The organism is Streptomyces sp. NPDC021115 (assembly GCF_044333065.1).
GTDB lineage: Bacteria > Actinomycetota > Actinomycetes > Streptomycetales > Streptomycetaceae > Streptomyces.
Genome location: NZ_JBIRQF010000014.1, coordinates 192,196 through 205,778 on the forward strand (window position 1 = coordinate 192,196; position 13,583 = coordinate 205,778).

The 13,583-nt window shown below is 73.8% G+C and carries 11 protein-coding genes; 8 read left to right on the forward strand and 3 right to left on the reverse strand.

The window, feature by feature from the left end:
• Positions 1-31: 31 nt before the first annotated feature.
• Positions 32-1,021 carry a GlxA family transcriptional regulator gene (locus tag ACH4TL_RS33200; protein WP_398323431.1) on the reverse strand — a complete coding sequence of 330 codons (990 nt, stop codon included), beginning with the start codon at positions 1,019-1,021 and terminating at the stop codon, positions 32-34.
• A gap of 72 nt (positions 1,022-1,093) precedes the next feature.
• Between ACH4TL_RS33200 and ACH4TL_RS33205 the strand changes: the two genes are divergently transcribed.
• The 6 genes from ACH4TL_RS33205 (at position 1,094) to argF (ending at position 9,038) form a co-directional block, all read left to right on the forward strand.
• Positions 1,094-2,542, forward strand: coding sequence for an MFS transporter (locus ACH4TL_RS33205; protein ID WP_398323428.1), 1,449 nt, complete (start codon positions 1,094-1,096; stop codon positions 2,540-2,542).
• A gap of 159 nt (positions 2,543-2,701) precedes the next feature.
• Complete coding sequence (locus tag ACH4TL_RS33210) at positions 2,702-3,421, forward strand: Crp/Fnr family transcriptional regulator (protein WP_398323426.1); 720 nt, start codon at positions 2,702-2,704, stop codon at positions 3,419-3,421.
• A 262-nt stretch (positions 3,422-3,683) separates the two neighbouring features.
• Positions 3,684-5,774, forward strand: coding sequence for a hypothetical protein (locus tag ACH4TL_RS33215; protein ID WP_398323423.1), 2,091 nt, complete (start codon positions 3,684-3,686; stop codon positions 5,772-5,774).
• Positions 5,775-5,875: 101 nt separating this feature from the next.
• Entirely contained in the window at positions 5,876-6,553 is a 678-nt protein-coding gene (locus tag ACH4TL_RS33220; RefSeq protein ID WP_398323421.1) for a hypothetical protein, read from the forward strand.
• A gap of 82 nt (positions 6,554-6,635) precedes the next feature.
• Entirely contained in the window at positions 6,636-7,862 is a 1,227-nt protein-coding gene (locus tag ACH4TL_RS33225; RefSeq protein ID WP_398323419.1) for an arginine deiminase, read from the forward strand.
• Positions 7,863-8,030: 168 nt separating this feature from the next.
• Positions 8,031-9,038 (forward strand): ornithine carbamoyltransferase, encoded by a 1,008-nt coding sequence (argF, locus tag ACH4TL_RS33230; RefSeq protein WP_398323697.1) that lies wholly within the window; start codon positions 8,031-8,033, stop codon positions 9,036-9,038.
• 6 nt (positions 9,039-9,044) lie between these two features.
• On the opposite strand, the gene ACH4TL_RS33235 is transcribed toward argF, so the two are convergent.
• Positions 9,045-9,602: an ATP-binding protein gene (locus ACH4TL_RS33235; protein ID WP_398323695.1), complete on the reverse strand. Its 558-nt coding sequence runs from the start codon at positions 9,600-9,602 to the stop codon at positions 9,045-9,047.
• A gap of 245 nt (positions 9,603-9,847) precedes the next feature.
• Between ACH4TL_RS33235 and ACH4TL_RS33240 the strand changes: the two genes are divergently transcribed.
• Positions 9,848-10,675, forward strand: a complete 828-nt coding sequence (locus tag ACH4TL_RS33240) for an enoyl-CoA hydratase family protein (protein WP_398323417.1) — start codon at positions 9,848-9,850, stop codon at positions 10,673-10,675.
• Positions 10,672-12,969, forward strand: coding sequence for a bifunctional salicylyl-CoA 5-hydroxylase/oxidoreductase (locus ACH4TL_RS33245; protein ID WP_398323415.1), 2,298 nt, complete (start codon positions 10,672-10,674; stop codon positions 12,967-12,969). The genes ACH4TL_RS33240 and ACH4TL_RS33245 overlap by 4 nt, the downstream gene beginning before the upstream one ends.
• Here the strand turns inward: ACH4TL_RS33245 and ACH4TL_RS33250 are convergent.
• A complete protein-coding gene (locus ACH4TL_RS33250) occupies positions 12,966-13,574 on the reverse strand; it encodes a helix-turn-helix domain-containing protein (protein ID WP_398323413.1) in 609 nt (202 codons plus the stop codon). The two genes, ACH4TL_RS33245 and ACH4TL_RS33250, sit on opposite strands and share 4 nt — an antisense overlap.
• Between the last annotated feature and the right edge of the window lie 9 nt (positions 13,575-13,583).

Genomic DNA, 13,583 nt, shown 5'->3' on the forward strand with positions numbered 1-13,583 from the left:
CGGGCTGTGGGCGACGTCGGCCGGCCTGGGGTCAGACGGCGACCGTCGCCGACTCCCGGGCGCGGAAGGCGCGGCGATAGTCGTGTGGGGGCACTCCCACCGCCCGGGTGAAGTGGCGCCGTAGGTTGGCCGCCGTCCCCAGCCCGCACAGTTCCGCGATCCGGTCCATCGGCAGGTCGCCGCCCTCCAGCAGCGCCCTGGCCCGAGCGATCCGCTGGCCTCGCAACCAGCGCAGGGGCGTCGTGCCGGTGGTGGCCTCGAAGCGGCGGGCCAGGGTGCGGGGGCTGGTGTGGGCGCGGCGGGCGAGGTCCGCGAGGGTCAGCGGTTCCGCGAGGTGCTCGGCCGCCCAGTGCAGCAGCGGGGCGAGGGAGTCGTCGGTGTGTTCCGGCAGCGGCGTCTCGATGTACTGGGCCTGGCCGCCGGGACGGTGGGCGGGTGCCACGAGCTGCCGGGCCACGGAGTTCGCCGCCTCGGTGCCGAAGTCCTCGCGCACCAGGTGCAGACACACATCGATGCACGCGGTCGAGCCCGCCCCGGTGAGCACATCGCCGTGGTCGACGTACAGCACCGACGGATCGAGGCGTACGGCCGGATAGCGCTCGGCGAACAGCGCCGCGTACATCCAGTGGGTGGCCGCCGTCCGGCCGTCGAGCAGCCCGGTCGCGGCGAGAGTGAACGCGCCCGAGCACAGCGACACGATGCGGGCGCCGCGCCCGTGCGCCTCGCGCAGCGCGTCGATCAGCTCCCCTGGCGGGTCGCCGTGGACGTCAGCGGAGGCCGGGACGATCACCGTGTCGGCGCCGACCAGATCCGCCGTCCCGTACGGCGTGTGCGCGGCGAACCAGGAGCGGGTGGCCACCGGGGCCCCGGCCTGCCCACCCTCCGGCCCGATCGCGCAGACCCGCAGGTCGTACCAGTTCTCGGGGAGTTCGGGGCGGTCGGTGCCGAAAACATGGCAGGGGACGGCCAGATCGAAGATCGGCATGCCTTCGGTGACCGCGAGGGCTATCGCATGGCGCATGGCAAGAATGTAGCGCGTGCTGTCGTTCTTGCCGCTCGTTGTGGACGGCCGCACCGCCGATGCTGGATGGGCATGACGACTCCTTCCACGAAGGCCCCGGGGAGTGGTGTGCCCGCTCCTGGGCCCACTCCCGGTGCGTCCCCGGACCCCCGGCGCTGGCTGATCCTCGCGGTCGCGTCGGTGGCCCAGTTCCTCGCCGTGCTCGACATGATCGCGGTCAACATCGCCTTCCCCGCGATCGGCGCGGCCTTCCGCCCGGCCACCACCGCCGAGCTGTCCTGGGTGCTCAACGCCTACACCATCGTGCTCGCGGCGCTGCTGGTCCCGGCCGGGCGGCTGGCCGGCGCGATCGGCGGCCGGCGCTCGTTCCTGACCGGCATGGTGCTGTTCGGCCTGGCCTCGGTCGCCTGCGGGGCGGCCCCCGGGCTCGGCGCGCTCGTCGCGGCGCGCGTGGTGCAGGGCGCGGCGGCGGCCGTTCTGGTGCCCACCTCCCTGGCGCTGGCGCTGCCCGCCTTCCCCGCGCGCGAACGGCCCACGGCGGTCGGCGTGTGGACGGCGGTGAGCGCGGTCGCGGCCAGTTCGGGACCGGTGGCGGGCGGTCTGCTCGCCGCCTCCGACTGGCGATGGATCTTCCTGATCAACGCGCCTGTGGTGCTGGTCGCCTGGGCGGCGGGCCTGCGACTGCTGCCCCGCACCGGCCCGGCCCACCAGGAGCGTCGCCGCCTCGACCCGCTCGGCTCCCTGCTGGTGCTCCTCGCCACCGGCGCCCTGACCACAGCCTGTGTCGAGGCCCCGGACTGGGGTTACGGCGCACCCGCCACCCTCGGCTTCCTGGCCGCGGGCGTGGCGGCGGGCGGGCTGGCGGTGGCGCACATGCGACGCCACCCGGACCCGGTGGTGGACGCGGAGCTGTTCCGGACCCGCGCGTTCACGGCCGCCACCCTCGGCCTGCTCAGCTACTTCCTCGCCTACGCGGCGGTTCTGCTGGCCTCTACGCTCCTCTTCACCGGCGCCTGGGGCTGGTCCACGGTCCGCGCGGGCCTGGCCATCACGCCCTGGCCGCTTGCGGTGCTGGTGGTCTCGGTGCTGTCGGGACGGCTCGTACGGGCCCTGGGGGAGCGGCGCGCCGCCGTGCTCGGCGCGCTGTGCTTCGCTGCCGGGCCGGTGTGGTGGCTGCTGTTCGCGGGGGGTGACGGCGGGCACTACGCTGTGGCGTTCCTGCCGGGGCTGGTGCTCACCGGGATCGGCGCCGGGCTCTATCAGCCGGTCATGTTCGCGGCCGCCGGACTGCTTCCGGCCCATCAGCTGTCCCTGGGATCCGGCGTGCTGATGATGTCCCGGCAGGGCGGCTCCGCCCTGGGAGTGGCGGCGCTGGTCGTGATCACGGGCGGCGCCGCCCGGCCGGACGTGGGGACGTTGCGCTGGGGCTGGGTCTTCGCCGCGGTGACCGCCGGCCTTGCCGCGCTCGCGGCGGTGGCCCTCCGCGGGGGCGACGACTCCGCCGGGCGGGTGGGATTGTAGGGGTGTTCGAACGGATTCCGTCGCAGCTCCGCCCGCTGGCGCCCGTTCCGTACCGGCCCATTGACGTGCCCGTGCCAGCTGCCTAGCGTGCTCGTCATCCCATCGGAATCCCATCGGTTCTCCGCAATCTGACGAGCCACCAGTGAAGCGGGAGGGCGGATGAGTCTCTTCGAGGACGGCCGGCCCTTTCTGCACGCGCTCCCCGCCGATGACCGGCGCGCCCTGCTCGCGCTCGGCGGTCCGCGGACGTACGAGCCGTCCGAGGTCGTCCTGCGCGAGCACGACCGTACGACGTTCGTCGTCGCGATCATGTCGGGCTGGGCCACCGTCTCGGTGGAGACCGAGCGCGGGGTGCGGCTGATCCTGGCGCTGCGCGGGGCGGGCGAGGTGGTCGGGGACCAGGCCGCGGTGGATCACGGCTCGCGCAGCGCCACCGTCACCGCGCTCGGCCGGATGGAGGCGGTGGTGGTCTCCGGGGACCGGTTCCGGGCCTATCTGGCGGCGCGGCCCGTCGCGACCGTACTGATCATGCGTCAGTTCAGCTCCCGGCTGCGCAGCTCCGACGGGGAACGGCGCTCCCTCGCCTCCGAGAAGGTGCTCCAGCGGCTGGCCGCCCGGCTGGTCGAACTCGCCGAACGCACCGGGCGCACCGGCCCCGGCGGGGTCATCGCCGTCGATCTGCCGCTGCCGCAGCACGACATCGCGGCCGCCGTGGGCTCGACCCGGGAGGCCGTCGCCAAGGCGTTGCGGCTGCTGCGCGACCAGGGTGTCGTACGGACCGCCTCGCGCCGCTTCGAGGTGCAGGACATCGGGCTGCTGCGGCTGCTGGCCGAGGGGCGCGCGACCGGGGAGCACATCCCGGCGCGCCCCTGCGAATGAGCGCGGGCGCGCAACTCCCCGCGAATGCGCGCGACTGTGTAAACGGCTACAGCCCCTGCCCCGCCCCCGGTCCACCCTGGTGGTGGCACAGGCGAACGGGACCGTGTGCGACGGGGGTGCACACGGCCCAGCGCCTGGCACCGGAGAAGGGCGGCGGGGCGTACGAGGGAGAGGTCCCGCCGCCCGCTTCGGGCTTTCCCTCCGCGAACCGCCACCCCCGAGGACTTACGACGGGGGCCACGGCATGGAGGAGGGGCGGGCGATGAACGGACCGGACGGCATCGGCATCCCGGCGGACCCGGGCCCGCGGCGGCCGGACATCCCGGCGGGTGGCCCGCTGGACGCCCACGCGGGCGGACCGCTGGACGTCCCGAGGGGCGGACCGCTGGACGGCGCGGGGGAGGCGGGCGGCGCCCGCACGGCGCGCGAGGCGCGCGCCCATCTGCGCCTCATCGACTGGCCGCCGCGTCCGCCCGGCGCGGACGAGCACGGTCCGCTTCCCGAAGGGCCGGTCTCCGGCGAGGAACTGGCGCTGCTGCGCCGCGTCTACCGGCCCGTCCCCGGCTACGCCGCGATGCGGGAACGGCTGCGGCGCACCCGCCTCCTCGCCCTGTGCGGCGAACCCGGCACCGGCCGCGCCTGGACGGGCCTCGCGCTCCTCGCCGAGCTGACCGGACCGGCCGAAGGCGACGCCGTGGAGCGGCTCGGGTCCGGTGCCGTCCCGAGCGCGCGGGAGACCGCGCCCGGCCACGGCTACCTCCTCGAACTCCCCGCCGACGAAGCCGATCCCGGGCCCCTCCTGGACCGGCTGCGCGCCCACCTCGCCGAGCGCGAGGCGTTCGGCGTCGTCCTCGTCGCGGGCGGTCCTGCCGCCGACCGGCTGCTGGGCGCCCGCCGTCACGCCGTACCGTACGAGCCCCCGTCCGCCGCCGAGGTGCTGGACCATCAGCTGTCCCACCTGCTCGCCGACAAGCCCGGCGAACTGCTGGACCTCGCCCGCGCCACCGCCGTACGCCCCGATGTGGCCGACGCCCTCGGCCTGGACGAGCCGCGCCCCGCCGAGGCCGCCCGGCTCGCCCGGCACCTGGCCGCCCACGCCGAGGGGCGGCTGTCCGACGAGGGGCTGCTGGAGCGCTGCCGGGCCTTCGCCCCGGACCAGGCGCGCGCGTGGTTCGACGGCGCGGGCCGCCACGGCACCCTGCCCGCCGCGCTGCCCGCCGTGCGTACGGCGGCGCTGCGGATCGCGCTCGCCGTCTTCAACGGCTCGGCGCACAGCCTCGCCGCCGAGGCCGCCGAGCTGCTGACCTGGGAGCTGGCCGTCACGCTCGACCCCCAGTACGCGCCCGGGCGCCCGCTGTTCGCCGCGCGCCCCGGGGGCGGGCTGGACGCGGCGCGCGCGGTGGCTTGCGACGGTGTGGAGGACCTGGGCGACGCGTCGGTCCCGGTCCGCGCCGTCCGGTTCCAGGGGCGGCGGCTGGCATCCGCTGTGCTGTACGAGGCGTGGGACGGCCACCACAACGTCCGCGGCCCGATGGCCCGCTGGCTGCGCGCCCTGTGCGACGACCCGCGCCCCCAGGTGTGGGTGCGCGCGGCGGTCGCCGCGGGCGTGCTGTGCGCCCGCGACTATCTGTACGGCTTCGTCGAACTGCTACTGCCGCTGGCCCGCGCCGACAGCCCGGTGCAGCGGATGGCGGCCGCCACCGCGCTCGCCGAGGCGGCCCGCGACGACGGCGTACGGCCCGCGGTGGACGGCCTGTTGCGCGGCTGGGCGCTCGGCGACGACGAGAGCGAGCGCGAGACGGCCGCCCTCGCCCACGGCTACGGCCTCGCCGCGGGCTCGGTCCGGGCGTCCCTGGAGGAGCTGGCCGGGCTGGCGGCCGCGGACGACGGCCGGATCACCTCGTACAGCGTGCTGCGGCTGCTGGCTGGTACGGAACCCGGCACCGTGCTCGCCGCGCTCACCCACTGGCTGCACGACACCCGGCGGCCGCGCCGGGACCTCGCGCTGCTGACGGTGCTGCGGGCCGTCACCACCCGCACCTCGCATCTGTGGGGGCTGTGCGAGGTGCCGGAGCTGGAGCCGTACGCCGCCTGGCCGCTGGCCACCGCGCTGCTGGCCGCCCGCCCGGGCAGCGCACCGCAGCTCGCCGAGCTGCTGCGGGCCGCCCTGACCTGGGCCCGCTCGGCGGCCGCGGCCGAGGACGCACTGGTCGGCTGGATCCGGCGGGCCGCCCGCGACGACCGTCAGCTGGCGGTGTTGTACGGCTTCCTGCCCCGGCTGGCGCACGACGGTGACGAACCGCTCGACGTACGGGCGGTCACCCGGATCCGGGAGGTGCTGGAAGCGCTGTGAGGAGAAGGACGTCGATGGTGAAGGACACGGAACACACAACGGAACACACCGCGGAGCACACACAGGACACGAATCGAACGCAGGGCCCGCCCAGGACGCCGGTGAGCACCGTACGCACCCTCCGCGAGGCGCTGCGCCACGGCGGCGACGCCCTCCCCGCGGCGCTGCGCGAGGCCGACGACGGGCTGCTGCTGAGCGCGCTCGACGCGGGGCTGCCCGCCGAGCGGGCCACTCGTGTCGTCGTGGAGCTGGTGCGCCGCGCCCCCGAGCGCGGGCCGCGGCTCGCCGACGCGGTCTGCGAGAAGGTGCTGATCGCCCACCTCTACCTCGACCAGCCGGGCGGCAGCGGCCGCCTCCGGGTGCGCAACGCGCTGATGCTGTACGAGGGCCTGGTGCGCCCGTACGCCGACCGGGGCGCCGTCCCCGAGCTGATGGCGTGCGTCCTGCCCGGGCTGTGGGCGGCGGGCGACGGCGCGGGGCGCGAGGTGGTGCGCCGTATCGTCGCGACCCGGCAGCTCAGCGGCTTCGGGGAGAAGGGCTGGATGGCGCTGTTCGGCGGGCTGGCCGAGGAGTGCCGGGAGCACGAGCGGTGCCGGGAGCGCGCCGAGGCCGTCTCCGGCGGCGCCCGGCGGACCCGCCCCGTCCGGTGGCCCGCCCGCCGCCGCGGCACCGAGGACGGCGCCCGCATCGATCTCCAGCCGGGGCAGCTGTGGGTCTCGGCCCTGCTGGGGTTCCTGGCGGTGGCCCTGGTCCTGATCGTCGTCCTGGCAGCGGTCTAGCGGAGGTTATCTGTGCGGGCCCTCGGTCACGACTTGTGTCGCGGTACATCCGCAGCGGGCCCGGAGCGGCGAAGATGGAATCATGGGATTCCATGTGGACTCGGAGGCCGGGCGGCTGCGCCGCGTCATTCTGCACCGCCCCGACCTGGAGCTGAAGCGGCTCACCCCCACCAACCGGGACGCGCTCCTCTTCGACGACGTCCTGTGGGTGCGCCGGGCCCGCCAGGAGCACGACGGATTCGCGGACGTGCTGCGCGACCGGGGCGTCGAGGTCCATCTGTTCGGTGATCTGCTGGCCGAGAGCCTGGCCCTCCCCACGGCGCGGACCCTGGTGCTGGACCGGGTCTTCGACGAGAAGGAGTACGGTCCGCTGGCCACCGACCGGCTGCGGGAAGCGTTCGACGAGCTGACCGCCCCGGAGCTGACCGAGGCGCTGATCGGCGGGATGACGAAGCGGGAGTATCTGGCGCGGTTCCCGGAGCCGGTCTCCATCCGCTTCCACGCCATGGAGCCCGACGACTTCCTGGTGAATCCGCTCCCGAACCACCTCTTCACCCGCGACGCCTCCGCCTGGGTGTACGACGGGGTGGCCATCAACGCGATGCGCTGGCCCGCCCGCTGGCACGAGACGGTGCACTACGAGGCCGTCTACCGCCATCACCCGCTCTTCGCGGATGAGGACTTCCACGTCTGGTCGGAGGGCCAGGCCGCTTACCCCTCGACCATCGAGGGCGGCGACGTGCTGGTGATCGGCAAGGGCGCGGTGCTGATCGGCATGAGCGAGCGGACCACCCCGCAGGCGGTGGAGATGCTGGCGCACCGGCTCTTCGAGGCCGGTTCCGCCCGTACGATCGTGGCGCTCGACATGCCCAAGGGGCGTGCCTTCATGCACCTCGACACGGTGATGACGATGGTCGACGGGGACACCTTCACCCAGTACGCGGGGCTCGGGATGCTCCGCTCGTACACCATCGAGCCGGGCGCGGGCAGCCGGGAGCTGAAGGTCACCGACCATCCGCCGGAGCACATGCACCGGGCCATAGCCGCGGCCCTCGGCCTGGACGCCATCCGGGTGCTCACCGCCACCCAGGACGTGCACGCGGCGGAGCGCGAGCAGTGGGACGACGGCTGCAATGTGCTCGCGGTCGAGCCGGGGGTGGTGGTCGCGTACGAGCGGAACGCGACGACCAACACGTTCCTGCGCAAGCGCGGCATCGAGGTCATCGACATCCCGGGCAGCGAGCTGGGCCGCGGGCGGGGCGGGCCGCGCTGCATGAGCTGCCCGGTGGTGCGGGACGCCGTGGAGTAGTCGTCACGGCGGGGTTACCCCAGCGCCTCCGCATATATACAGTACCTCGTATATGCTTCCAGGGTTTGCCGGTCGCGGCCGCAGCGTGCCTCCGTGACCGGTGCCCCGCTTGACGACCCGCCCGACCCGTTCGAACTGCTCGACCGCCGCGATCTAGGAGCCCACCCCATGGCGATTGACCTCACCGGCCGCCACTTCCTCAAGGAGCTGGACTTCACCGCCGAGGAGTTCCGGCACCTGGTCGACCTGTCGGCCGAGCTGAAGGCGGCCAAGCGCGCGGGCACCGAGACGCGCCGGCTCCAGGGCAGGAACATCGCCCTGATCTTCGAGAAGACCTCCACCCGCACCCGCTGCGCCTTCGAGGTCGCCGCCGCCGACCAGGGCGGCTCGACCACGTACCTCGACCCGACCGGCTCGCAGATCGGCCACAAGGAGTCGGTCAAGGACACGGCGCGGGTGCTGGGCCGGATGTACGACGCGATCGAGTACCGCGGGCACGGCCAGGGCGTCGTGGAGGAGCTGGCCACCCACGCCGGAGTGCCGGTCTACAACGGCCTCACCGACGAGTGGCACCCCACCCAGATGCTCGCCGACGTCCTCACCATGGCCGAGCACAGCGAGAAGCCGCTGGACCGGATCGCCTACGCCTACCTCGGCGACGCCCGGTACAACATGGGCAACTCCTACCTCGTCACCGGCGCCCTGCTGGGCATGGACGTCCGGATCGTCGCGCCCAAGCTGCTGTGGCCGGACAACACCATCGTGGAGCTGGCGCGCCAGCTGGCCGCGGCCTCCGGCGCCCGGATCACGCTCACCGAGGACGTCCCCGAGGGCGTGCGCGGCGCGGACTTCATCGCCACGGACGTCTGGGTGTCGATGGGCGAGCCCAAGGAGGTGTGGGACGAGCGGATAGCGCTGCTGGGGCCGTACGCGGTGACGATGGACGTGCTGCGCGCCACCGGCAACGACGCCGTGAAGTTCATGCACTGCCTCCCGGCCTTCCACGACCTGGGCACCGACGTGGGCCGGGAGATCTACGAGCGGCACGGGCTGACCGAGCTGGAGGTCACCGAGGAGGTCTTCGAGTCGGAGCACTCGGTCGTCTTCGACGAGGCGGAGAACCGGATGCACACCATCAAGGCGGTGCTGGTCGCGACGCTCGGCGCGAAGTCGTAGCGGCCCTCAGTCCTCGGCGGCCTCGGCCCCGGCCGGGGGAAGGGTGAACCAGACGGCCTTGCCGTAGGGCGTGGGGCGGTAGCCGGTGTCCGCGCTGAGGGCCCGGATGAGCAGCATCCCGCGTCCCCGTTCGGCGAGGGCCTCGGGTCTCTTGGGGCCCTCGGGGCGGCCCGGGCCGTCGGCCTCGCGTACGCCGCGGTCGTCCCGTGCGCCGTGGTCGTCGCGTACGCCATGGTCGTCCCGTGCGCCGCCCGGGCCGTGGCCGTCCGGGCCGCTGAAGCCGCCGGGCGGGGTGGGGTCCTGGTCGTGCACCTCCACCTGCCAGCCGCCGGTCGGCACCAGCTCCACCACCAGCTCTATCGGCTCGTCCCCGGCCGTGTGCTGCACCGCGTTGGCGACCAGCTCGGCCGTCAGCAGCTCCGCCGTGTCGCCGTCCACGGGCGCGCCGATGTCGGCCAGCGTGTTGCGGATCAGCGCACGGGCAAGCGGCACCGCGGCCGTGGTGTGCGGCAGTGCGAAGCGCCAGGTGGCGGCGTGGAGCGGTTCGGGCACGTACGGGTCCAGACGGTCGGCGTGGAGCGGTGTACCGCAGCCCTTGACGGTATGAAGCGGACGATAGTGCCGGAAGGGACCATGGACCACTCTTGGGAGGACTTAGGTCCTCTCCGATCATGCTTCTCACGGTTCTCACGGTTCTCACGGGTTCTGAGCTATCGCGCACTCGTGACGACAGTCACGTACCGGTGATAACTTCGAAAGGCAGGCACCCGGCAGACCCAGCCGTCCGGCTGAAGGAGGCCATGGTCCCCATGAGTCCGTTCACCGGTTCCGCACCCCGCACCGAGGACTGGCGGCATCTGCGCCTCACCCTCGACAAGGGCGTCGCCACCGTCACCCTCGCCCGCCCCGAGAAGCTCAACGCGCTCACCTTCGGCGCCTACGCCGATCTGCGCGACCTCCTCGCTGAGCTGGCCCGCGACGGCTCCGTCCGCGCGCTCGTCCTCGGCGGCGAGGGCCGCGGCTTCTGCTCCGGCGGCGACGTCGACGAGATCATCGGCGCCACCCTCGCCATGGACACCCGCCAGCTGCTCGACTTCAACCGGATGACCGGGCAGGTGGTCCGCGCGTTGCGGGAATGCCCCTTCCCGGTGGTGGCCGCCGTGCACGGCGCCGCCGCGGGCGCGGGCGCCGTGCTCGCGCTCGCCGCCGACTTCCGGGTCGCCGATCCCTCGGCCCGCTTCTCCTTCCTCTTCACCAAGGTCGGGCTCTCCGGCGGAGACATGGGCGCCGCCTATCTGCTGCCCCGCGTGGTGGGGCTCGGCCACGCCACCCGGCTGCTGATGCTCGGCGAACCGGTCCGCGCGCCCGAGGCCGAGCGCATCGGCCTGATCAGCGTGCTGGCCGACGAGGGGCAGGCCGGGGCGGAGGCGGGCGCGCTCGCCCGGCGGCTGGCCGACGGGCCCGCCCTGGCCCTCGCCCAGACCAAGGCGCTGCTCACCGCCGAACTCGACATGCCGCTGTCCGCCGCCATCGAGATGGACGCGTCGACCCAGGCGCTGCTGATGACCGGCGCGGACTACGCCGAGTTCCACGCCGCGTTCACCGCCCGCCGCGCCCCCCTGTGGCAGGGCCGATGACCCCCGCGGGCAGCACTGGCCGCCCGCTGCGCGTCGCCGTCGTCGGCGGCGGCCCCGGCGGGCTCTACGCGGCGGCGCTGCTCGCCCGCCTCGACCCGCGGCGCGAGATCACCGTCTGGGAGCGGGGCAGCGCAGACGAGACGTTCGGCTTCGGCGTCGTCCTCTCCGACGAGACCCTCGGCGGCATCGAGCACGCCGACCCAGCCGTCTACGCCGCCCTCCGCGACGCGTTCGTCCGCTGGGACGACATCGACGTGGCCCACCGCGGCCAGGTGCTCACCTCCGGCGGCCACGGCTTCGCCGCCCTCCGCCGCCGTCGGCTGCTGCGTATCCTCCACGAGCGCTGCGCGGAGCTGGGCGTACGGCTCCGCTTCCGCGCCGAGGCGCCGCCCGCCGAGTGGCTGTCACGCGCGTACGACTTGGTCATCGCGGCCGACGGAGCGGGCAGCGCCACCCGCCAGAGCTACGCCGATGCCTTCCGCCCCCGTATCACCACGCACCGCTGCCGCTATATCTGGCTCGCCACCGATGTCGCCTTCGACGCCTTCCGCTTCGAGATCGCCGAAACCGAACACGGCGTCATGCAGCTCCACGGCTATCCGTATGAGCCGGGCGCCAGCACCGTCATCATCGAGGCCAGGGAAGAGGTGTGGCGGGGCGCCGGGCTCGACCAGTGCACCGAGCGCGAGTCCACCGAGCGCTGCGCCAAGCTCTTCACCGACGCCCTCGGCGGCCACCCCCTGCGCGGCAACCACTCCCAGTGGACCGCCTTCCGCACGGTCGTCAACGAGCGCTGGTCGCACGGCAATACGGTCCTCATCGGCGACGCCGCGCACACCGCCCACTTCTCCATCGGCTCCGGCACCAAACTCGCCGTCGAGGACGCCCTCGCGCTCGCCGCCTGCCTCGAAGAGCACCCCGCCCTGCCCGACGCGCTCGCCGCGTACGAGGCCGAGCGCCGCCCGGTCGTCGCCTCCACCCAGCGGGCGGCCCGCGCCAGCCTGGAGTGGTTCGAGAACCTGGAGCTGTACCTGGACCAGCCGCCCCGGCAGTTCGCGTTCAACCTGCTCACCCGAAGCCGCCGGGTCACCCATGACAACCTGCGGCTGCGCGACGCGGAATTCGTCGAGACGGTGGAGCGCGAGGCCGCCGTACCCGACGCCACCCCGCCCATGTTCACCCCCTTCCAACTCCGCGGCCTCACCCTCCGCAACCGCGTCGTCGTGTCCCCGATGGACATGTACTCCGCCGCCCCGGACGGCACCCCCGGCGACTTCCACCTCGTCCACCTCGGCGGCCGGGCGCTCGGCGGGGCCGGTCTTGTGATGACGGAAATGGTCTGCGTCAGCCCGGAGGGCCGTATCACCCCCGGCTGCACCGGCCTCTACGCCGACCACCACGAAACCGCCTGGCGCCGCGTCACCGACTTCGCCCACACCCACTCACCGGGCGTGGCCGTCGGCGTCCAGCTCGGCCACAGCGGGCGCAAGGGCTCCACCCGGCTGATGTGGGAGGGCATCGACACCCCGCTCCCGCACGGCAACTGGCCCCTCGTCGCCCCCTCACCCCTCCCGTACCGCGCGGGCGTCAACCAGACCCCGCGCGCCCTCGATGCCGCCGGACTCGCCGCCGTCCGCGGCCAGTTCGTCCGCGCCGCCGAACGCGCCGCCCGCGCGGGCTTCGACCTGCTCGAACTCCACTGCGCCCACGGCTATCTGCTCTCCAGCTTCCTCTCCCCGCTCACCAACCACCGCACCGACGCCTACGGCGGCTCCCTCGATGCCCGCCTCCGCTACCCGCTGGAGGTCTTCGACGCCGTCCGCGCCGTCTGGCCCGACGACCGCCCCATGACGGTCCGCATCTCCGCCACCGACTGGGCCGACGGCGGCACCACGGCCGACGACGCGGTCGCCGTCGCCGCCGCCTTCACCGCCCATGGCGCCGACGCCATCGACGTCTCCACCGGCCAGGTCGTCCCCGACGAGGCCCCCGACTTCGGCCGCTCCTACCAGACCCCGTACGCCGACCGCATCCGCAATGAACTCGGCGCCCCCGTCATCGCGGTCGGCGCCATCTCCTCATGGGACGACGTCAACTCCCTCATCCTGGCGGGACGCACCGACCTCTGCGCCCTCGCCCGCCCCCATCTCTACGACCCCCACTGGACCCTGCACGCCGCCGCCGACCAGAACTACACCGGCCCGGCCGCCCCCTGGCCCCTCCCGTACCAGTCGGGCAGCCGCACGCCCCCGACGGGCCGCACGGACGCCCCGCGGCCCCGGCTCGCGCTCTAGAGAGGCCCGAGCAGGGCGGTGGTGAGCCCGCACAGCGCGGTGATCAGATCCCGGCCCAGCGTGCGCCAGGAATCCGCCGCCCCGGCGGGGTCGATACGGCCGTTCGCCAGGTCGTACTCCAGCTCGGCGAAGGCGTGCACCGAGAGCTGGCGCACCATGGCGCCGTGCCGGGCGAAGAGATCGGGGCGGATGTCGTCCCGGCGGAGCGCGCCGATCTCGCCCAGGAGACGCAGCGAAGGACTGTCCAGGTGATCCCGCAGGACATAGTCGCGGAACACGGGCTCGACGAGCGCCTGGGCGAAGAAGCGCGCGCGCCACGTGGGGGTGCCCGCTTCGATATGGGTCTCGACGGTCGGCAGGATGAGGCAGCGGTAGTGCTCCTCCAGGGACACGGTGTCCTGCCCGCGCAGCGCCTCCACCATGGTGATGCGGTGCTTCTCGACGAGCGCGGTGTGGCTCGACAGGATCGTCTTGATGAGACCGTCACGGCTGTCGAAGTGGTACTGCACCGCTGAGTTGTTCCGCTGGCCGGCTGCCTCGCTGATCTGCCTGACCGAGACGCTCGCGAAGCCGCGTTCGGCGTAGAGCCGTTCGGCGGTGCGCATCAGTTTGTC